This window comes from Pseudomonas sp. RW409 (genome assembly GCF_003184125.1).
Lineage (GTDB): Bacteria > Pseudomonadota > Gammaproteobacteria > Pseudomonadales > Pseudomonadaceae > Aquipseudomonas > Aquipseudomonas chlororaphis_I.
The window spans coordinates 281,468-301,184 of the sequence record NZ_QHHP01000033.1 but is presented as its reverse complement, the minus strand read 5'-3'; the positions used below and the strand labels follow the sequence as shown (position 1 = coordinate 301,184).

Below are 19,717 nucleotides of genomic sequence, written 5' to 3'. Positions count from 1 at the left end.
TGACGAGTTCTGTGGGGCTTTTACCGGGGAATCGCCCGAACGCGGTTGGGGGCTTGGACCGCGGTTACCGGTGTATCGGCGGCTGCGCCGCCTGTCGCGAGCAATCGAGCGTCGACCGGCTGCTCCTACAGAAGATGCGTATTGCTCTGTAGGAGCGAGGCTTGCCCGCGATGAACGATGACACGGTGCCAGGCCTAGCGAGCGATCCCATGCTTGCGCAGCTTTCTATAGAGGGTGTTGCGGCTCACCCCCAACTGCTCGGCGGTGTGGGTCATATGCCAGCGCTGTTGTTCCAGGGCGTTGAGCAAGGCCAGGCGTTCGGCATCGTCCAGCGGGTATTCGCCCGCCTCCTCGACAGCTGCCGGCACCGGCGCCGGGCGGCCCTGGCGAATCATCGCCGGTATATCCTCCAGGCCGATTCGCCCGTGGTCGCAGAGCGCCGCCAGGGTGCGCAACACGTTGCGCAGTTGCCGCACATTGCCTGGCCAATGGAAGTCCAGCAGGGCCTGGCGCGCCGGGCCGTCGAGCGACACCTGCTGATCGCCGGCTTCCTCCGCCAGGAGAAAGTCCAGCAGCTGGGATTTGTCGCTGCGCTCGCGCAGTGCCGGCAAGGCGATTTCCAGGCCATTGAGCCGGTAGTACAGATCCTCGCGGAAGCTGCCATCCCGTACCCGCTCCAGCAGGTCTCGGTGGGTGGCGCTGATGATGCGCACGTTGACCGCCTGCGGCTCGCCGCCGATAGGCACCACCATGCGATCTTCCAGCACCCGCAGCAGACGGGTCTGCAAGGCCAGCGGCATATCGCCGATTTCATCGAGGAACAGCGTGCCGCCATCGGCCTGCTGCAACTTGCCGCGCATGCCTTCCTTGCGCGCCCCGGTGAAGCTGCCGCCGCGATAACCGAACAGCTCGCTTTCGATCAGGCTTTCGGGAATCGCCGCGCAGTTCAAGGCAACGAAGGCTTTCTCCGCCCGCTGGCTGGCCTGGTGCACCGCCTTGGCGAACGCCTCCTTGCCGGAGCCGGTCTCGCCGTTGATCAGCAGCGGCACATCGCGCTCGAACACGCGCAAGGATTTGCGGAAGTCTTCTTGCAGGGCCGCATCGCCCAGGCAGATCCCGGACAGGCGCGGCCGCTCTTCCACCAGCGCCCTCGGCGGCAACGGTTTCGGCACGCTGCGCGGCTGGCCGCGCAACACCGCGAACAGATGCCGGCCATCGCGGGTACGCAGCGGCCAGCTGGCGCTGGCATTGATACTGGCGCGGCCCAGCAACTCGTCCAGCGAGCAGTCGAAAAAGGCTTCCACCGGTTTGCCCAGCAAGCCACCGCGAATATGCCCCAGCAGGTTCAAGGCGCTCTGGTTCACCGCGCTGATCCGCCCTTCCCCGTCGAACGCCAGCAGGCCTTCGCTGAACAAGCCGACGGACTCGGCCTGCAGGTGAAAACGCAGCAACCATTGATTGTCGAAATAGCGCAGGAAATAGCAGCTCTCGATCATCTTCGCCGAGAGATTGACCAGGGCCATGGTGTGGAACTGGCTCTGCCGCGACACATCCGGGCGCGCCGAGGAAACGTCGAGCACCGCCAGCAGTTCGCCGTGGGGGTCGAACACCGGGCTGGCCGAGCAGGTCAGGCCGGTGTGACGGCCACGGAAATGCTCGTCCTGATGGATGGTCAGGGACTGGCGCTCCACCAGGCAGGTGCCGATGCCATTGGTGCCCTCGCAAGCCTCGCTCCAGTCGGCGCCGAGCCAGAGCCCGGCGCGTTCGAAAATCTTGCGCTCGGTGGGCGCGGTGACGCAGTTGAGGATCACCCCGCGGGCGTCGGTCAGCAGCACCGCATGGCCAGCGCCGGATAATTGCTGGTGCAGGCTGGTCATCTCGTTGCCAGCGATCTGCAGCACCTGCTGCAGGCGTTCGCGGCTTTCCAGCAGGCGGCCATGTTCGAGCACGGTAGGCGCCATGCTCAGCGCCGGGTCGAGGTGATAGTCCTCCAGGCAACGCAGCCAGGAACGGGCGATGGAAGGATCGCTGCCAGGCCCCTGCAGATGGGCCTTGCCTTGGGTCACGGTCAGCACTTGCTGGGCGTGCCGGGTGAGGTGATTGCTGTGCATTTCTTATTGTTCTCCCCGAGAGGTAAGACCCGGATCGCTCGTCAAGCGAACCCTGTAGCCGCTGCCGAAGGCTGCGATAAGGTCCGCAGGGCCTTTAGCGGTTGCCAGAACGACGCCCGCTTTGCGGTCGATCGCAGCCTTCGGCAGCGGCTACATCGACCCCTTCAGATCAAGGCGAAGCCCAGCATCCTCCAGCCATGGACGCATTGCAATGCCGCTTCGACCAATGAGTCACGGGCTGTGCCATAAAGGGTACAAAGTGTCACCCGCCCTGTGCCACAACTGCCACAGACACTCGGCGCAGGGCCGCTGAAACATTCGCAAACCCTTGATTTACCTGGCCTGCAACGCAGTGGCCCGGGCTTTGCTCTACGCTTTTACAAGCGCAACAGCGCGTCCTCCCCTATAAGCACAAAAGCCAGGAGATACCCACCATGCGTTATGCACACCCCGGTACTGAAGGCGCTATCGTTTCGTTCAAGAGCAAATACGGTAACTACATCGGCGGCGAATTCGTCGCGCCTGTCAAAGGTCAGTACTTCACCAATACCTCGCCAGTAAACGGCCAACCGATCGCCGAATTCCCGCGCTCCACCGCCGAAGACATCGAGAAAGCCCTGGACGCCGCCCATGCCGCCGCCGATGCCTGGGGTGCCACCTCGGCACAGGCCCGCTCGCTGATCCTGCTGAAAATCGCCGACCGCATCGAGCAGAACCTCGAACTGCTGGCCATCACCGAAACCTGGGACAACGGCAAGGCCGTGCGCGAAACCCTCAACGCCGACATCCCCCTGGCCGCCGACCACTTCCGTTACTTCGCTGGCTGCCTGCGGGCCCAGGAAGGCAGCGCCGCGGAAATCGACGGCAACACCGTGGCCTATCACATTCACGAACCGCTGGGCGTGGTCGGGCAGATCATCCCGTGGAACTTCCCGCTGCTGATGGCCGCCTGGAAACTCGCGCCCGCCCTGGCCGCCGGTAACTGCGTGGTACTCAAGCCGGCCGAGCAGACCCCGCTGGGCATCTGCGTGCTGATGGAGCTGATCGGCGACCTGCTGCCGCCGGGCGTGCTCAACGTAGTGCAAGGTTTCGGCAAGGAAGCGGGCGAAGCCCTGGCGACCAGCAAACGCATCGCCAAGATCGCCTTCACCGGCTCAACCCCGGTGGGCTCGCACATCATGAAATGCGCCGCCGAGAACATCATCCCGTCCACCGTGGAACTGGGCGGCAAGTCGCCGAACATCTTCTTCGCCGACATCATGCAGGCCGAGCCGAGCTTCATCGAAAAGGCCGCCGAAGGCCTGGTGCTGGCGTTCTTCAACCAGGGCGAAGTCTGCACCTGCCCGTCCCGCGCCCTGGTGGAAGAGTCGATCTACGACGAGTTCATGCAAGTGGTGATGAAAAAGGTCGAACAGATCAAGCGCGGCGACCCGCTGGATACCGACACCATGGTCGGTGCCCAGGCATCCGAGCAGCAGTTCGACAAGATCCTCTCGTACCTGGAAATCGCCAAGGGCGAAGGCGCGCAGCTGCTGACCGGCGGCAAGGTGGAAAAACTCGAGGGCAACCTGGCCAGTGGTTATTACATCCAGCCGACCCTGCTCAAGGGCAACAACAAGATGCGCGTGTTCCAGGAAGAAATCTTCGGCCCGGTGGTGAGCATCACCACCTTCAAGGACGAAGCCGAAGCCCTGGCCATCGCCAACGACACCGAGTTCGGCCTCGGCGCCGGCCTCTGGACCCGCGACATCAACCGCGCCTACCGCATGGGCCGGGCGATCAAGGCCGGCCGTGTGTGGACCAACTGCTACCACCTGTACCCCGCCCACGCGGCGTTCGGCGGTTACAAGAAGTCCGGCGTCGGCCGTGAAACCCACAAGATGATGCTCGACCACTACCAGCAGACCAAAAACCTGCTGGTGAGCTACGACATCAATCCGCTGGGCTTCTTCTAAAGCCAATCAAGCCAGGGACAAGGGTGGAGCCGCCAGTGCGGCTTCACCCTTGGGGGCCGGTCGCGAACACGCTTGCGATGACGGCCTCAAGGCAAAACACACCATCGCCTTGCAACACCGATCCGGTCTGCCGACCGGGCACAACAATAAGAACAGGTGAACCCTTATGCCTAGCGAACATACCGGCGTGCAGCCGGCTGGCTCTTCCGTCGACTTTGAAAAAGTCGGTTCCGACTATTTCCAACAACGCGAACTGAAAAAAGGCGCGGCAGGCTGGGTCCTGCTGGTGGGCCTGGGTGTGGCCTACGTCATCTCCGGCGACTATGCCGGCTGGAACTTCGGCCTGGCCCAGGGTGGCTGGGGCGGCATGTTCCTCGCCACCTTGCTGATGGCCACCATGTACCTGTGCATGTGCTTTTCCCTGGCCGAACTGTCCTCGATGATCCCTACCGCCGGCGGCGGCTACGGTTTTGCCCGCAGCGCCTTCGGTCCCTGGGGTGGCTTCCTCACCGGGACCGCGATCCTCATCGAATACGCCATTGCCCCGGCGGCGATCGCGGTGTTTATCGGCGCCTATTGCCAGTCGCTGTTCGGCATCGGCGGCTGGATGATCTACCTGGCGTTCTACATCGTGTTCATCGCCATCCACATCTTCGGGGTCGGCGAGGCGCTGAAGCTGATGTTCATCATCACCGCCGTCGCCGCCCTGGCCCTGGGCGTGTTCCTGGTGGCGATGGTGCCGCACTTCTCCGTCGCCAACCTGCTGGATATCCCGGTCACCGAGGCCGTGGGCGCCAGCAGCTTCCTGCCGTTCGGTTATGTCGGCGTGTGGGCGGCGATTCCCTACGCCATCTGGTTCTTCCTGGCGGTCGAAGGCGTGCCGCTGGCCGCGGAAGAAACCAAGAACCCCAAACGCGACCTGCCCCGCGGCCTGATCGGCGCCATGCTGGTGCTGCTGAGCTTCGCCCTGCTGATCCTGGTGATCGGCCCGGGCGGCGCGGGGGCCAACGCCTTGCTGACCTCGGGTAACCCGCTGGTGGAAGCCCTGGCCAAGGCCTACGGCGGTTCGACCTGGATGGGCAGCTTCGTCAACCTGGTGGGCCTGGCCGGCTTGATCGCCAGCTTCTTCTCGATCATCTACGCCTACTCCCGGCAGATTTTCGCCCTGTCCCGCGCCGGCTACCTGCCGCGCAAGCTGTCGGAAACCAACAAGAGCAAGGCGCCGGTCCTGGCGCTGGTGATCCCCGGGATCATCGGTTTCGGCCTGTCGCTGACCGGCCAGGGCGACCTGCTGATCCTGGTGGCGGTGTTCGGCGCGACCATCTCCTACGTGCTGATGATGGCCGCGCACATCACCCTGCGCATCCGTCGCCCCAAAATGGATCGTCCGTACCGCACCCCGGGCGGTATCTTCACCTCCGGCGTGGCCCTGGTACTGGCCTGCATCGCCGTGGTGGCGGGCTTCCTGGTGGATCCGCGGGTGGTCATTGGCGCCGCGATCATCTATGGAGTATTAATTGCTTACTTTGCTTTCTACAGTCGGCATCACTTGGTAGCAGGCACGCCCGAAGAAGAATTCGCGGCCATTCAGAAAGCTGAAGAAGCCTTGCACTAACCGCCGAAAACCTCGACGCAGGGTTGGTTCCCTGCGTCGTCACGGAGAACCTGTATGGCAAGTTTCGCCCACACCGTCGGCGCCCAGACCTACCGCTTCGACAGCCTCAAGGACGTCATGGCCAAGGCCAGCCCGGCACGCTCCGGGGACTTCCTGGCCGGCGTCGCCGCCCTCAACGACGGCGAGCGGGTCGCCGCGCAAATGACCCTGGCGGACATTCCGCTCAAGCATTTCCTCGAAGAAGCACTGATTCCCTACGAAACCGATGAAGTCACCCGGTTGATCATCGACACCCACGACAAGGCCGCCTTCGCCACCGTCAGCCACCTCACGGTCGGCGGTTTCCGCGACTGGCTGCTCAGCGACGCCGCCGACGAACAGAGCCTGCGTGCCCTGGCCCCCGGGCTGACCCCGGAAATGGCCGCCGCCGTGTCGAAGATCATGCGTGTCCAGGACCTGGTGCTGGTGGCGCAGAAGATCCGCGTGGTCACCCGGTTCCGCGGCACCCTGGGCCTGCGCGGACGCCTATCGACGCGCCTGCAACCCAACCACCCGACCGACGAACCGGCCGGCATCGCCGCGAGCATTCTCGACGGCCTGCTCTACGGCAACGGCGACGCCATGATCGGCATCAACCCGGCCACCGACAGCATCGCCTCGATCTGCGCCCTGCTGGAAATGCTCGACGCGATCATCCAGCGTTATGAAATCCCCACCCAGGCCTGCGTGCTGACCCACGTCACCACCTCCATCGAGGCGATCAACCGTGGCGTGCCGCTGGACCTGGTGTTCCAGTCGATCGCCGGCACCGAGGCGGCCAACGCCAGTTTCGGCATCAACCTCAATGTCTTGCAGGAAGGCTACGAGGCAGGCCTGAGCCTCAAGCGCGGCACCCTGGGGCAGAACCTGATGTATTTCGAAACCGGCCAGGGCAGCGCACTGTCGGCCAACGCGCACTTCGGCGTCGACCAGCAGACCTGCGAAACCCGCGCCTATGCGGTGGCCCGGCACTTCAAGCCGTTCCTGGTGAACACCGTGGTCGGCTTCATCGGCCCGGAGTACCTGTACAACGGCAAGCAGATCATCCGCGCCGGCCTGGAAGACCACTTCTGCGGCAAGCTGCTGGGCGTGCCCATGGGTTGCGACATCTGCTACACCAACCACGCCGAAGCCGACCAGGACGACATGGACACCCTGCTGACCCTGCTGGGCGTGGCCGGGATCAACTTCATCATGGGCATCCCCGGCTCCGACGACATCATGCTCAACTACCAGACCACCTCCTTTCACGACGCGCTCTACGCCCGCCAGACCCTGGGCCTGAAACCGGCGCCGGAGTTCGAGCAGTGGCTGGCGAAAACCGGCATCTTCACCCAGCCCGACGGCAAGGTGCAGTTCGGCCACAACCTGCCGCCGGCCTTCCGCCAGGCACTGGCGCAGCTTCAGTAAGGACAGGCTTATGGACAAACACCCGACCGACAGCCAGAACCCCTGGCTGGAGCTGCGCCGCCTGACCCCGGCGCGCATCGCCCTGGGCCGCACCGGCACCAGCCTGCCCACCGGCGCCCAGCTGGACTTCCAGTTCGCCCACGCCCAGGCCCGCGATGCGGTGCACCTGCCCTTCGACCATGCCGGGTTGAGCAGCCAACTGGCCGAACGCGGTCGCGACAGCCTGCTGCTGCACAGCGCCGCCAGCGATCGCCACAGCTACCTGCAACGCCCGGACCTGGGGCGCAAGCTCAGCGACGCGTCGGCCCAGGCCCTGCGCGAGCACGCCTGCGCCAACCCGGGCGGGGTGGATCTGGCGGTGGTGGTAGCAGACGGTCTGTCGGCACTGGCAGTGCATCGCCATACCCTGCCGTTTCTCGCCCGTTTTGAAGAGCAGACCGAGGCCGAAGGCTGGTCGCTGTCGCCGGTCATTCTGGTGGAACAGGGCCGGGTGGCGGTGGCCGACGAAATCGGCGAGCTGCTCGGCGCGAAAATGACCGTGATCCTGATCGGCGAACGCCCGGGGCTCAGCTCACCGGACAGCCTGGGGCTGTATTTCACCTACAACCCGAAGGTCGGGCTCACCGATGCCTATCGCAACTGCATCTCCAACGTGCGCCTGGAAGGCCTGGGCTACGGCATGGCGGCCCACCGTTTGCTGTACCTGATGCGCGAGGCCTGCAGGCGGCAGCTCTCGGGGGTCAACCTGAAAGACGAGGCCCAGGTGAACACCCTGGACAGCGACGCGCCCGACACCCTCAAGGGCAATTTCCTGCTGGGGCCTGCAAAGCCGTGACTTTTCGAGACGATTGCGCTTTTTCCACGCTTTAGGCAGCATCGAAACACGGCTGCCCGAGTAATGAACCGTTTGCCGTCGTATCCATTCGAAGTTGAGGACAACTCATGCGGATTACTCAAGCGACCCTCGAACACCTGGATCTGTTGACCCCCCTGTTCGTCAAATACCGCGAGTTCTATGGCGCCCTGCCTTTTCCGGACTCGTCCCGGGCCTTCCTGGAAAAGCGTCTGCGCCGCAAGGAGTCGGTGATCTACCTGGCCCTGCCCGACGATGACGACAAGAAACTCCTCGGTTTCTGCCAGCTCTACCCCAGCTTCTCCTCCCTGTCCCTCAAGCGCGTATGGATCCTCAACGACATCTATGTCGCCGAAGACGCTCGCCGCCAGCTGGTGGCCGACAACCTGATCCGCACCGCGAAGAAAATGGCCAAGGACACCCATGCCGTGCGCATGCGTGTTTCCACCAGCAGTGATAACGAAGTGGCGCAGAAAACCTATGAATCCATCGGTTTTCGCGAAGATACCGAGTTCAAGAACTACATATTGCCGATCAGCGACGACTAAGCCCCCATCTGGAACACCCCCATCCCCCCTTCGACAGCGCCTGCCAAGACGCTGTCGAAGGCCATGCTCTTTCGCCTCTGGCCAGTCAGCGCCGCCAAGACACTCCCCGCTACAAACTCAACGCCCATTTCACCTATCAGGTCTTATAATGCCGACCTTTTCGGGGCGTAAGATGAATCTGCGCCAGCTGTAAGTTTTTGCCCCAGTCATTGCACAGACCCGCCGAGTCGGGCCGTCACCACAGGTGCCTCAATGGATTTCAACCCGATCGACCTCATCCTCCATCTCGACGTTTACCTCGACATGTTGGTGACCAACTACGGGCCATGGATCTACGCCATCCTGTTCCTGGTGATTTTCTGTGAAACCGGCCTGGTGGTGACGCCGTTCCTGCCTGGCGACTCCCTGCTGTTCATCGCCGGCGCGGTCGCCGCCGGTGGCGCCATGGACCCGGTGCTGCTCGGCGGCCTGCTGATGCTGGCGGCGATCCTCGGCGACAGCACCAACTACATCATCGGCCGAACGGTCGGCGAGCGTTTGTTCAGCAACCCGAACTCGAAGATCTTCCGCCGCGACTACCTGCAAAAGACCCACGATTTCTACGACCGCCACGGCGGCAAAACCGTGACCCTGGCGCGTTTCCTGCCGATCATCCGCACCTTCGCCCCGTTCGTCGCCGGCGTGGCCAAGATGCCTTACCCGCGCTTCTTCGCCTTCAGCGTGGCCGGCACCATCCTCTGGGTCGGCGGCCTGGTGACCCTCGGCTACTTCTTCGGCAACGTACCGTTCATCAAGAAAAACCTGTCGCTGCTGGTGGTGGGCATCATCCTGCTGTCGCTGGTGCCGATGATCATCGGCGTGGTGCGCAGCCGCCTGGGCCGCTCGGCAGCAAAGGCCGAAAGCCACTGATCGGTATGTGGCCCCTCAGCACCTGGCGCCGCCGGCGTCGGCTGGCCAAGCACCCGATTGCCGATGAAATGTGGCAACGGGTGCGCCAGCACCTGCCCTTTCTCGATGGCCTGAGCGCTGCCGAGGACCAATGGCTGCGGGAAACCAGTGTCCTGTTTCTCGCCGACAAGCACCTGAGCGCCCTGCCCGGGGTCGAGCTGCACCAGTTCGAGCGCCTGCTGCTGGCCGCCCAGGCCCAGTTGCCGCTGCTGCACCTGGGGGATTTGAACTGGTACCAGGGCTTTCACGAAATCGTCCTCTACCCCGACGACTTCCTCAGCCCCCAGCGCCATCGCGATGCCAGCGGTGTCGAACATGAATGGGACGGCGAACACAGCGGCGAAGCCTGGCAACAGGGGCCGATCATCCTGGCCTGGCCCGGCGTGCTCGCCAGCGGCGGCTGGGAAGCCTACAACCTGGTGATCCACGAGCTGGCGCACAAGCTGGACATGCTCAACGGCGATGCCAACGGCCTGCCGCCGCTGCACAGCGACATGCGCATCAGCGACTGGGCCCAGGTAATGCAGGCGGCCTACGACGACCTCAATCGCCAGCTCGACCACAACCCGGACGCCGAAACCGACATCGATCCTTACGCCGCGGAAAACCCCGCGGAGTTCTTCGCCGTCACCAGCGAATACTTCTTCAGTGCCCCGGACCTGCTCCACGAGGCCTATCCGAAGGTCTACGAGCAACTGCAGCTGTTTTACCGGCAGAATCCCCTGGCCCGGCTCCAGCAACTGCAGGCCAGCGACCCGCACTACCAACAACACTGAGGTGTCCACCAGAGCCAGTCTGCTGGCGAAATAATCGCCGGCCCTGACGAGTGCCTCTGAACTAAACGCGTCGCAGCGACTCTTCTTTTCGCAAGCAATCGAGCGTCGCGAGCCGCTCCTGCGCAGGGTTTTCGGCGTTTGGCCCAAGGCGTCCATACGTCCTTCGGTACGTGGCATAGCCCTTGGAATATGCCTATAATCGCCGCCACTTTTTGGTCAATCCGGCCAAGACATTTTGGTCAACTAACGGGGGCATCGCCCAATGAGCTACAGCAAGATTCCGGCTGGCAAAGACCTGCCGAACGACATCTACGTCGCAATCGAGATTCCGGCCAACCACGCGCCGATCAAATACGAAATCGACAAAGACAGCGATTGCCTGTTCGTTGACCGTTTCATGGCCACCCCGATGTTCTACCCGGCCAACTACGGCTACATCCCGAACACCCTGGCCGACGACGGTGACCCCCTCGACGTGCTGGTCGTGACCCCTTACCCAGTGGCTCCAGGCTCGGTGATCCGCGCCCGTCCGGTCGGCATCCTGAACATGACCGACGACGGCGGCGGCGATGCCAAAGTCATCGCTGTTCCTCACGACAAGCTGTCCCAGCTGTATGTCGACGTGAAGGAATACACCGACCTGCCAGCACTGCTGATTCAGCAGATCGAGCACTTCTTCGCGAACTACAAGGATCTCGAAAAAGGCAAGTGGGTGAAGATCGAAGGCTGGGACGGCGCAGACGCCGCCCGCGCCGCGATCACGAAGTCGGTTGCCGCCTACAAAGGCTAAAAAGCAGCTGCACGCATCCAGCGACAAGCCTCAAGAAAAAGCCCCGGTCATCCGGGGCTTTTTTATGCCTGCCGAATATTGCCCCTCCCCCAGACGCCAAACACCTGGGTTTTCTACCCGCCAACAGCTCTTCGCGCTGGGAATTCTCCTCGAATATCAGTATGCTGCGCCCCACCTTTGCGCATCGACCTGTTCAACCGGTCAGATCCGCCCGACGCGGCAGATGATTTTCTCGCCAAGTCCCACAGCCAGCCGCAAGAGCTGGGTGTACGTTTTGCAGGCTGGTGCGGTTTACCAAAAATGAACCAAGCCAGTCCCCGAGAAGCCGGCCACAAGCCGGCTTTTTAATGCCTGGAATTTGCCCTCCCCTGCGCGAACGGCCCTCAGCGCCCGGAGCGGCAGCCGCTGCGCGCCGTTAGGCCGTCAATGGCTGAGCATCTGCAACGGGGCGCTGCGGGTAATCGACTCTATGCGCTGCGCGCCAAGCCCGAACTCCTTGAACCATTGGCGGCTCAGGTCCAGCCATGGGCGAATGTCCGGCTGGCTGGTCTGGCCCAGGTCCGAGCTGTAGACCACCCGTGGCAACTCGCGCAATACCTCGCCGAAATCCTCCTTGCTCTGGTAGCCCAGCAAGTAGGTCAGCGCGGTCTGCTCGATGTAGAGCGAAGGCAGGCTCTTGAGCTCAAGAAGGTCGGCCGCACTCAGCCCGGTCAGCGGATTGGCCGGCTGGTTGAGCATCAACCGCGGCACCTGCAGCCGATCCGCCGCCGCTACCAGCAAAAGCACCTCCTCGCGATTGGCATGGCCGGTGGAGATCACCACCGGGTAATCCCGGCTCATCCGCAACACCTCCAGGGTGGCGCGGTTCAATCGCTGGCGGTCATCGCTGACGGTCAGCGGCTTCACGGGGCGCTGGCCAAGGATCGGGTGGCTCAACTCCCTAGCCAGCCGGCTGGTATGCGAGCGCCCCGTCACGGTGGGCAAATGCACGATAAAACGCAGGTCGGCGGCGCCATGCTGGCACAGCGAGCGTTCGACCACCCGCCAGTCGATACCGCCGGCAATCTCGTTGAGCACGATCGAACCGGACACCGGCAGCCCTTGCTGGCGGGCCTCCCAGGCCTGGGCCGCGGTACAGCCCAGGTGGTTCTTGAGCACCACCCAGCCGTCCTGCGCCTGATACTCGCTACCGGCCCGCAGCGCGCTGTGACGCCGCAGATAAGCATCAGGGCCGGCATGGTAATGGACATCGATGAAGCGTGCCCGGGCGGGCTCGGTTACCGCTGTCGACGCGCTCATGCATGGGCCTCCAGGTCGATCCCCAGATGGCTGCGCACGCTGGCGCGCACCCGCGCCAGGTCATCCAGCAGCGGACGCATGCCCGCACCGGGAACGCCCACCGCCAGATGCTGCGCGGACGCCTGGAAACTGACATTGGTCGCCCTGACCAGCTGCGAACTCTCGCCGAAGATGCTCAACAAGCGCCCCGGCCAGGCCGAGACCTGCGGCTCCACATTGAGTTCGTTCAACAGGCGGAACCCCTGGTTCAGGCGCCGCCCGGCCTGCTCGTCGGCCGTCGCCGCTGACGCCGGCTGGCGCGCCGCCGGTTTCGCCCGGGCCGGCAACACCCATTGATCGAGCAGCATCAGGGCGGTATCGACATCCCCGGCGCTGGCCAGGTCGGCCATCGCCCCCAGGCGCCGGTCGAGGATCTTGTCGGCCCGGGTCGGCGAGGAAATCAGTAGCGCCTGCGCCGCCTGTCGGCCCACAGCGGTCGCCAGCAGCCCCTGGACCACCGCACCGCCCAGGGCGGACCCGGCGATCAGGGCGATCGGCCCCAGCGGTTCGAGCACCCCGGCCCAGCGCTGGGTGAAGTCGGTGAACGGCTCATCGTCGTCGGTCAGCAGCGAGAGCGTGTCGAAGATGACCACCCGATAGCCTTTATCGACCAGCGACTGGGTCAGGGGGGCAAAAAACTGGCCTTCGTCCCAGGTGGGCATGACCGGCGACATCACCACCACCAGTTCCGGGCCCAGGCCAAACTGCACATGTACGGGAGCATTGCTGTTCATATCGATTCCTTTGGGCAAGAACACAGGACGTGCGACTCAGGCGAACCGTCGGCCGGCAACACGCAGCGCCTGCTCCGCGCCCCGCACGGTCTGCTCGACGATGGTGGCGGCGGGCAGGACATCGTTGATCAGGTCGGCGACTTCACCGGTCCAGATGGCGCGCACGTCGGTGTTGTCTTCGCGCAGCGCTTGCGCGTAGTCCTCGGCCACGCTGGCCGGCGCCCGCACCAGTTCCTGTTCGAACCCCACCCAGCGTGCGGTGAAGTCGTTGGCCAGGGCCCGACCGCTGTACTGCTCGGGCCATTCGATACCGCGCACCAGATCGAACGCACGGGTGCGCACCAGGTCGCCAGCGGTGGCCTGGAGCAGGCGCTGCTTGACCTTGGCGGACGGCAGCGCTTCGTCGCTGGCCAGGAAACGCGTGCCCAGCATGGCCCCGTCGGCCCCCAGCAAAAGTGCCGCCGCCAGCCCCCGGCCATCGGCGATGCCGCCGGCGGCGATCAGTACCGCATCCTCGCCCACCGCATCGCGCACGGCCGGCAGCAAAGGCAAGGAGGCTCGCCGCAAGCTATGCCCGCCGGCTTCGGCACCCTGCACGATCAAGGCATCGGCCCCGGCATCCAGCGCGGCCAGCGCCTGATCGACGTCATGCACCTGAACGATGGCCAGCGCACCGCTGTCCTTGATCGGGGCAATAAAGGGCCGGGCATCGCCAAACGACAAGGCGACCACGTCGGGCCCATAGGACAGGGCCAGGTCCAGCAGTTCGAAGCGCTTGGCCACGGTGAACATCACCAGGCCGACGCCCCAGGGTTCCTCGACGTCGCTCATCAGCGCCAGCTCGGTTTTCATCCAGTCCGGATCGCCATAGCTGGCCCCGACCAGGCCAAGCCCGCCGGCCCGGGAAACCGCGGCGGCGAGTCGCCCGCCAGCAGCACCGCCCATGGGCGCCAGCACCACCGGATGGCTGATGTTCAACAGTCGGGTCAGCGCGGAATCAAAATTGCTCACGGTGTATCTCCTTGATGTACCGATAAAAGTCGCTGAACGACGGGCCCGCGACACCCAGCATGGGCGGGCCCGCCTTCCCCTCAGGCGAGCGCCGCGGCCACCGGGGCAGTGGCGGCCGGAATGTAGTCGTTGACCTTGTAGAGGTGGAACTCCCAGGTGCCGGTTTCCTTCAGCCGGGAATAACGCGACATGAACTGCTCATCGGAGAACAGAGAGTCAAACTCCTCCTTGCTGCTCCATTGCGCCTGATTGATCACGGTCTTGCCGTCGATACTCTTGAACAGGCGGCTCCACTGGAACGACGGATAGTTCTGCGCCACATAACCCACGGCCGAGCGCAGTACATCGAGGGCGGCGTCCTGCTGCCCCTCGAATACATGTACGACGTTGACCAGGAAAATCGCATCGCTCTCATCGGCGCTAGGTGCATCGAATGCAGTCAGGTTGCTCATGTTGCCTCCAGGAAAAAACAGAATGGTCGGGGCCAGATCAGTGAATCAGCTCGCAGGACTGGGCCGGCTTGCCGTCCTGCCAGAGCAGGGGCGAAATGCGCTCGTTGACGCGCGACTTCTCGACCCGTCCGACAATCACCTCGTGGGTGGCGTAGGACAGCCGCGCATCGACGCTGCAGAACAGCGTCGCCTGGGCATCCGACAGATACGGCAAGTCGTCGGCAGAATCCCATTGGCCATGTTCGAAGCGCGCACTGCCCTTGAGTTGGCCGGCGAAGATGCCGACCAGCCGGCTTTGCGTGGCATCGAGCAGGTTCACGCTGAAACGCTGGTTGGCCAGCAGCGGCTGGTACAGGCTGGCCGTGCGGTTGATGCAGATCAGCAGCGACGGCGGTTCGGTGCACAGCGAGCTGACCGCCGTGGCGACCATGCCGCTGCGCGTGCCATCGACGCCGGTGGCGATGATGGAAACCGTGCTGGTCAGGCGCCGCATGGCGCGCTTGAAGTCCTCGGCCAGCGCCTGCTCGGAAGGTTCGACAGCCAGCGCCAAAGCGCTGCGGGCACTCATGCGACCGCTCCGATGATGACCCTGGAGCTGTTATGGGGCTGGCGCAGGCCGGCCTCTTCCATGCGCGGCAGGACGTCCTGGAGAAACTCGTCGAGGCCGCTCTTGTAGTCGAGCCAGGTCAGGCAGATGCCATCGATGCCCAGGTCGCTGTAGCGCTGGAACTGCTCGGTGATCATTTCCGCGGTCCCGACCAGGGGCACCCCGGCGAACCCGGCCTTGAAGTGGAAGCGGAAGCGCTCGGCGTCCTCGGTGTTGGCGAACATGCCACTCTGGATGCCGATCTCCGAGGTGACGTTATCCAGGGCGACTTCATCGCCGTGCTGATTGACGTAGTAGTCGAGGTACTTCTCGGCTTCTTCCAGGGTGTCCTTCTGCACCACGTAGGAGTAGACCCAGATCTGGATCTCGCGGCCGAATTCCAGGCGAGCCAGGTCGCGGTAGGCCTTGATCTGCGCGCGAATGGTGTCGTCGTCATCCTCGTGCTTGAGGATCAGGAACGCCGCGTCGCAATGCTCGGCGCAGAACCTGCGGCCGCGCTCGGAACCCCCGGCATTCATCAGGAACGGCTGGTTCAGCGGCTTGGGCTGGGCAAAGCCCTGGGCGATATTGAAGAAGTCGCCCTTGTGGTCGAAGTTGCCCGGTTCGTTCCAGGCCAGCCGGGCGATTTTCAGCCACTCGTCGGCGTGGTCGTAGCGCCGGTCATGCTCCAGCTGCACCCCGCCGTTGAACATGCCCATCTCCTTGCCGTACCAGCCGCAGATCATGTTCAGGCCGAAGCGACCGCCGCTGATATGGTCGATGGTCGCGGCCTGCTTGGCAGCGAACAGCGGATGCACGGTCGACAGGTGCGAGGTGGTGAACAGCGCGATCTGTTCGGTCACCGACGCCAGCCCCGCCGCCCAGGTATAGGTTTCGAACGACACCCCCATCGGATCGCTGGCACCGCCCCAGCCGCGCCAGCGGCCCACCGGCAGCAGCAGTTCCAGGCCGGCCTTGTCGGCTTTCCTGGCGACTTCCAGGTTGCCGCTCCAGTCAGAGGCGTCCAGGCGCTCCGGGACCGTGGTCAGGGTGCAGCCACCCTCGATATTGAGGGCGAAGACCCCCAGCTTGATTTTGTTGGTGCTGCTGCGCATCGGGTTGGTCTTGATCTTTGCCGGATGATTCGAAGTCATTACTGCTCTCCTTGATCGAGGAACGTGACGCGTCGTTTCGCATCACGCCTGTGCATCGCACGCAGGTTGCCGCTCAGGCGGCACTCGGGGTTTTCGCCTCGGCCGCGAGCCATGGCTGGTCATAGCGGTGCAGGCGGCGCGCCTCCGCCAGCGACAGGCCCTGGCTGACCGACGCGATGATGTCGCGCTCGGTCTTTTCCACGGCAATGGCGCGCTTGATGACCTCTTCGGCCTTGTCGATGGGGATCACCAGGCAACCGCTGGCATCGCCGACGATCAGATCGCCGGGATGGATGGTCACGCCGCTGACCTCGACCGCCACCTGGGTCGCCTTGAGCTGCACGCGGTTCTTGCCCGACTGCATGAACCGCCCGCGGCTGAACAGCGGGTAATTGAGGCGGGTCACGGTGTCGATATCCCGCGCGACCCCGTCGATCAAGGTGCCGCGCACGTTCCGCTGCACTGCCACGTGGGTCAGGATGTCGCCCCAGACCGTGGCGTCCAGCCGCCCGGCGTTGCTGGAAACCACCACCGAGCCAGGCGGCACCTCATCGATGTAGTTGGCGGCGTTCTTGAAGCCGTCGTTCTGGTTGACCGGCTCGTAGAGCACGGTAAAGGCGAAGCCGCTGCACCGGGTGCCGGGCACTTGCTGGATGATGCCCAGCAACCCGGCGTCGATGCCGAGGCTGTCGAGGGCATCGCTCAGCGAGGCGGTATCCAGCGCGGCGCATTGTTCCAGCAGGGAGGCGCGTTGTTGCTCCGAGAGTGAAGAGGTGCTCATGCATGACTCCTTGCGGGCAAAGCCCGAGCGTTTTCGGTATTCGGGATGAGTTGGCGAAGGTTGGTCACGCTCCGCCGGATGATGGCCGCGGCGCATTGCCCGGTGGTCGCTTGGCCGCCGCTGTCGTAGGTCTGGCAGTCGTGCCTGACCACCTGCGTCACCGCCTGCTCGATGGCCTGGGCCTGGGCGTGGTAACCCAGGTGTTCGAGCAGCAGGGCCAGGGACAGGAACATCGCGCTGGGGTTGGCCTTGTCCTGGCCGACATGGGCCGGGGCGCTGCCATGCACCGGCTCGAAGTAGGCCCCGGCGTCGCCGATGTTCGCGCTGGGCGCGAACCCCAGCCCGCCCATGACCCCGGCCCCGAGGTCGGAAAGGATGTCGCCGAACATGTTCTCCGCGACGATCACTCCAAAGCGCTCCGGACGACGGATCATCCACAGCGCCACGGCGTCGACGTTGTCGATGTTGTAGGCGATATCCGGGTAGTGCGCGGCCACCTCCTCGAGGATCCCCCTGGCGAACGCACCGCTGTAGCGCAGCACATTGGGCTTGTCCGCCAGGGTCACGCGCTTGTAGTCATGCTGGCGGGCGTATTCGAAGGCGAAGTGGAACAGCCGGGTCAGGCCGGCCCGAGTCTGCAGCCGCACCGTCATGGTCGCGTCCTCGGCGCTATCGCGGCTCCACGGCGCCCCGGCCAGCTCCCGTGCCTTGAGCAACGGCTCGAACTCGGCGGGGATCGAGGCAAAGTCGAGACCGGCATAAAGCCCCTCGGTGTTCTCGCGGATCACCGTGAAACGGAACCGCCCCTCACCGAGTACATCGGTGACCGGCCGCACGTTGGCATACAGGCTCAGGCGCTGGCGTAGCTGGATCACCGGCGAGACGTACACCCGCGAGGTGTTGCGCAGGGCCTCGGGCAATTCCTTCTCGGCTTCCTGCAGGGCCTTGCTGGTGATGGCGCCGAGCAGCGTGGCGTCGGCCGCGGCGATCTTCGCCCAGGTCTCGGCCGGGACCGGATCGCCGCCGGTGCGCCAGCACTCCCAGCCGATCTGGCCGAAGTCCAGGTCGATGGGCAGCTCCAAGGCATCGAAGATCGGCAGTATGGCCTCGACGACTTCACTGCCGATGCCGTCCCCGGGCAGCACGCAGACTCGATGACGCGTCGGTTTGCCCGACTGCGCCGATTGCTGGAGTGCGCTCATCACATTTTTCCTTCGGCGGACAGATGAGCCGGGAAGCTGGGCCGGGAAATCACCAGCGGTCGTACCGCGTGCCGCTGGATCAGGTCCTGCTCGTGCATCGCCCGGAGCGCCTGGAATGTCGAGCTGATCTGCAGCCGGGACATGGTGTCCTCCAGCCGCTGCTGAACATCGAAAGGCAAGTTGTAGGCACCCAGCATCACATCCATGAGCGGGGTCGGCAGGCTGCTCAGTGGAACGCTCTGCGCGGTGTATTCGGACAACTGCAGGGCCTTGACCAGGTCGTAGCCATTGGCACTTCCGACCCGCTCCAGATAGGCGATAAACATGCCCAGGTGCAAGTTGCCCGCGCCCTTGCCCATGCCGCAAATCGAAGTGTCGATATATTCGGCACCGGCCTCGACGGCCGCGATGGAGTTGGAAAGCGCCAGGGAAAGATTATTGTGTGCGTGGAACCCCAGGGGCACATGGACTCTTCTGGATATCCGACTGACTAGCCGTTCGACATCATCCGGAATCATATTGCCATTAGAGTCGGCAAAATAAATGACATCGGCCCCGGCGCCTTCCGCGCGCAATGCCATATCCGTCACGGTTCCCGGTGTTTGCGTGGTGATATGGGTGATATTGGCGCTGGCCTGAAAGTTGAACGACTTGGCCAACTCGATAGTTGCCACGCCTTGTTCAAGTTGCTCGGCACGCAAACACACCCGGATCATTCCGACGCCATGTTCGGCGAGCATTTCAAAGTCTTCGCCCGTCACATTACGCGGATGCACCATGACACACAGCCCTAGTTGACCGCGTGCGGCACGACGCAGCGATTCAATATATTCAGGGCTGACCGAACTGCTCAGTCCGTGTTCTTTCTTGCGTATGAAAGAACCATTGCAATAACCGATCTCGGCATGCCCAACCCCCACGTCGACAAGGTGCCCGACGGCATTGGCGGCATAATCGGTAGTGAACTCGAAGTTGTTACGATAACCACCATCACGGAGCGTTACATCAATAATCTTTACGTTATTCATGATCCCAATTCCTTCTGTGAGCTCGCTATAAAACTCTGGAAGCGCACGCAAGTACGTCCCGGGTTTCGTTAGTAGTAACGTGACCGTAATGCAGGATTATTCCCAAACACTTTTTACAGGCATGAGTCGAGGGCCAGAGAGGCCAAGAGCAGAACTTGATAAATGTTTTTCAACATCAGAGCTTCGACGGCCAGCGAATCAATATCGTTGGACAATCGAATTCTTCGCTGTTTTTTTTATTATGGTTTCAGACCGCAACCGGAGAAGCGTGTGCCGTATCCGGGTGGGGGACTATTGAAAACCCTGGCATGGGTTTTCAACCGTCGGGGGAGCAAGCATGTTTCTTGTTATAGGGCTGATACTGAAATCTGCCCGCTTGTTTGTAA

18 protein-coding genes are annotated in these 19,717 nt (G+C 63.6%); 8 read left to right on the top strand and 10 right to left on the bottom strand.

Annotated features, from left to right (window positions below; translation table 11 throughout):
• Nucleotides 1-194 precede the first annotated feature (194 nt).
• Nucleotides 195-2,111: a sigma-54-dependent Fis family transcriptional regulator gene (locus DK261_RS14580; RefSeq protein WP_110175889.1), complete on the bottom strand. Its 1,917-nt coding sequence runs from the start codon at nucleotides 2,109-2,111 to the stop codon at nucleotides 195-197.
• A 434-nt stretch (nucleotides 2,112-2,545) separates the two neighbouring features.
• Between DK261_RS14580 and DK261_RS14575 the strand changes: the two genes are divergently transcribed.
• The 8 genes from DK261_RS14575 (at nucleotide 2,546) to ppa (ending at nucleotide 11,045) form a co-directional block, all read left to right on the top strand.
• The gene (locus tag DK261_RS14575) at nucleotides 2,546-4,066 is read left to right on the top strand and encodes an aldehyde dehydrogenase family protein (RefSeq protein ID WP_007924088.1); all 1,521 of its coding nucleotides are present in this window, start codon (nucleotides 2,546-2,548) and stop codon (nucleotides 4,064-4,066) included.
• 166 nt (nucleotides 4,067-4,232) lie between these two features.
• Nucleotides 4,233-5,681, top strand: a complete 1,449-nt coding sequence (gene eat / locus DK261_RS14570; RefSeq protein WP_009051053.1) for an ethanolamine permease — start codon at nucleotides 4,233-4,235, stop codon at nucleotides 5,679-5,681.
• Nucleotides 5,682-5,735: 54 nt separating this feature from the next.
• Nucleotides 5,736-7,130: an ethanolamine ammonia-lyase subunit EutB gene (locus DK261_RS14565; RefSeq protein ID WP_009051054.1), complete on the top strand. Its 1,395-nt coding sequence runs from the start codon at nucleotides 5,736-5,738 to the stop codon at nucleotides 7,128-7,130.
• 10 nt (nucleotides 7,131-7,140) lie between these two features.
• Complete coding sequence (gene eutC, locus DK261_RS14560) at nucleotides 7,141-7,965, top strand: ethanolamine ammonia-lyase subunit EutC (RefSeq protein WP_038635520.1); 825 nt, start codon at nucleotides 7,141-7,143, stop codon at nucleotides 7,963-7,965.
• A 107-nt stretch (nucleotides 7,966-8,072) separates the two neighbouring features.
• On the top strand, nucleotides 8,073-8,531 hold the full coding sequence (locus tag DK261_RS14555; protein WP_009051056.1) for an N-acetyltransferase: 459 nt from the start codon (nucleotides 8,073-8,075) through the stop codon (nucleotides 8,529-8,531).
• A 252-nt stretch (nucleotides 8,532-8,783) separates the two neighbouring features.
• Nucleotides 8,784-9,440, top strand: coding sequence for a DedA family protein (locus DK261_RS14550; RefSeq protein WP_007924093.1), 657 nt, complete (start codon nucleotides 8,784-8,786; stop codon nucleotides 9,438-9,440).
• 5 nt (nucleotides 9,441-9,445) lie between these two features.
• Complete coding sequence (locus tag DK261_RS14545; protein WP_110175888.1) at nucleotides 9,446-10,255, top strand: zinc-dependent peptidase; 810 nt, start codon at nucleotides 9,446-9,448, stop codon at nucleotides 10,253-10,255.
• A gap of 262 nt (nucleotides 10,256-10,517) precedes the next feature.
• The gene (gene ppa, locus DK261_RS14540) at nucleotides 10,518-11,045 is read left to right on the top strand and encodes an inorganic diphosphatase (protein WP_007933577.1); all 528 of its coding nucleotides are present in this window, start codon (nucleotides 10,518-10,520) and stop codon (nucleotides 11,043-11,045) included.
• Between the two features lie 423 nt (nucleotides 11,046-11,468).
• Here ppa and DK261_RS14535 read toward each other — a convergent pair whose 3' ends face one another.
• The 9 genes from DK261_RS14535 to DK261_RS14495 all read right to left on the bottom strand — a co-directional run bounded on the left by DK261_RS14535 (nucleotide 11,469) and on the right by DK261_RS14495 (nucleotide 19,331).
• Nucleotides 11,469-12,344, bottom strand: a complete 876-nt coding sequence (locus tag DK261_RS14535) for a DUF6282 family protein (protein ID WP_110175887.1) — start codon at nucleotides 12,342-12,344, stop codon at nucleotides 11,469-11,471.
• Nucleotides 12,341-13,117, bottom strand: coding sequence for an alpha/beta hydrolase (locus DK261_RS14530; RefSeq protein WP_016702685.1), 777 nt, complete (start codon nucleotides 13,115-13,117; stop codon nucleotides 12,341-12,343). Before DK261_RS14530 ends, DK261_RS14535 begins: the two co-directional genes overlap by 4 nt.
• A gap of 36 nt (nucleotides 13,118-13,153) precedes the next feature.
• Nucleotides 13,154-14,128 carry a nitronate monooxygenase family protein gene (locus tag DK261_RS14525; protein WP_009051060.1) on the bottom strand — a complete coding sequence of 325 codons (975 nt, stop codon included), beginning with the start codon at nucleotides 14,126-14,128 and terminating at the stop codon, nucleotides 13,154-13,156.
• 80 nt (nucleotides 14,129-14,208) lie between these two features.
• Nucleotides 14,209-14,580 (bottom strand): antibiotic biosynthesis monooxygenase, encoded by a 372-nt coding sequence (locus DK261_RS14520; RefSeq protein ID WP_028683478.1) that lies wholly within the window; start codon nucleotides 14,578-14,580, stop codon nucleotides 14,209-14,211.
• 37 nt (nucleotides 14,581-14,617) lie between these two features.
• Entirely contained in the window at nucleotides 14,618-15,148 is a 531-nt protein-coding gene (locus DK261_RS14515) for a flavin reductase family protein (RefSeq protein ID WP_110175886.1), read from the bottom strand.
• Entirely contained in the window at nucleotides 15,145-16,320 is a 1,176-nt protein-coding gene (locus DK261_RS14510) for an LLM class flavin-dependent oxidoreductase (protein WP_009051063.1), read from the bottom strand. The genes DK261_RS14515 and DK261_RS14510 overlap by 4 nt, the downstream gene beginning before the upstream one ends.
• Nucleotides 16,321-16,393: 73 nt before the next feature.
• Nucleotides 16,394-17,101 carry an RraA family protein gene (locus DK261_RS14505; protein WP_009051064.1) on the bottom strand — a complete coding sequence of 236 codons (708 nt, stop codon included), beginning with the start codon at nucleotides 17,099-17,101 and terminating at the stop codon, nucleotides 16,394-16,396.
• Nucleotides 17,098-18,303, bottom strand: coding sequence for an isocitrate/isopropylmalate dehydrogenase family protein (locus DK261_RS14500; RefSeq protein WP_110175885.1), 1,206 nt, complete (start codon nucleotides 18,301-18,303; stop codon nucleotides 17,098-17,100). The genes DK261_RS14505 and DK261_RS14500 overlap by 4 nt, the downstream gene beginning before the upstream one ends.
• Entirely contained in the window at nucleotides 18,303-19,331 is a 1,029-nt protein-coding gene (locus DK261_RS14495; RefSeq protein WP_110175884.1) for a nucleoid-structuring protein H-NS, read from the bottom strand. Before DK261_RS14495 ends, DK261_RS14500 begins: the two co-directional genes overlap by 1 nt.
• Nucleotides 19,332-19,717: the final 386 nt, after the last annotated feature.

Coding starts and splice junctions, on each gene's coding strand:
- eat (WP_009051053.1), top strand. CDS start 4,233: ATGCCTAGCGAACATACCGGCGTGCAGCCGGCTGGCTCTTCCGTCGAC.
- DK261_RS14500 (WP_110175885.1), bottom strand. CDS start 18,303: ATGAGCGCACTCCAGCAATCGGCGCAGTCGGGCAAACCGACGCGTCAT.
- DK261_RS14565 (WP_009051054.1), top strand. CDS start 5,736: ATGGCAAGTTTCGCCCACACCGTCGGCGCCCAGACCTACCGCTTCGAC.
- DK261_RS14515 (WP_110175886.1), bottom strand. CDS start 15,148: ATGAGTGCCCGCAGCGCTTTGGCGCTGGCTGTCGAACCTTCCGAGCAG.
- DK261_RS14520 (WP_028683478.1), bottom strand. CDS start 14,580: ATGAGCAACCTGACTGCATTCGATGCACCTAGCGCCGATGAGAGCGAT.
- DK261_RS14575 (WP_007924088.1), top strand. CDS start 2,546: ATGCGTTATGCACACCCCGGTACTGAAGGCGCTATCGTTTCGTTCAAG.
- DK261_RS14530 (WP_016702685.1), bottom strand. CDS start 13,117: ATGAACAGCAATGCTCCCGTACATGTGCAGTTTGGCCTGGGCCCGGAA.
- eutC (WP_038635520.1), top strand. CDS start 7,141: ATGGACAAACACCCGACCGACAGCCAGAACCCCTGGCTGGAGCTGCGC.
- DK261_RS14555 (WP_009051056.1), top strand. CDS start 8,073: ATGCGGATTACTCAAGCGACCCTCGAACACCTGGATCTGTTGACCCCC.
- DK261_RS14580 (WP_110175889.1), bottom strand. CDS start 2,111: ATGCACAGCAATCACCTCACCCGGCACGCCCAGCAAGTGCTGACCGTG.
- DK261_RS14550 (WP_007924093.1), top strand. CDS start 8,784: ATGGATTTCAACCCGATCGACCTCATCCTCCATCTCGACGTTTACCTC.
- DK261_RS14510 (WP_009051063.1), bottom strand. CDS start 16,320: ATGACTTCGAATCATCCGGCAAAGATCAAGACCAACCCGATGCGCAGC.
- DK261_RS14505 (WP_009051064.1), bottom strand. CDS start 17,101: ATGAGCACCTCTTCACTCTCGGAGCAACAACGCGCCTCCCTGCTGGAA.
- DK261_RS14545 (WP_110175888.1), top strand. CDS start 9,446: ATGTGGCCCCTCAGCACCTGGCGCCGCCGGCGTCGGCTGGCCAAGCAC.
- DK261_RS14495 (WP_110175884.1), bottom strand. CDS start 19,331: ATGAATAACGTAAAGATTATTGATGTAACGCTCCGTGATGGTGGTTAT.
- ppa (WP_007933577.1), top strand. CDS start 10,518: ATGAGCTACAGCAAGATTCCGGCTGGCAAAGACCTGCCGAACGACATC.
- DK261_RS14535 (WP_110175887.1), bottom strand. CDS start 12,344: ATGAGCGCGTCGACAGCGGTAACCGAGCCCGCCCGGGCACGCTTCATC.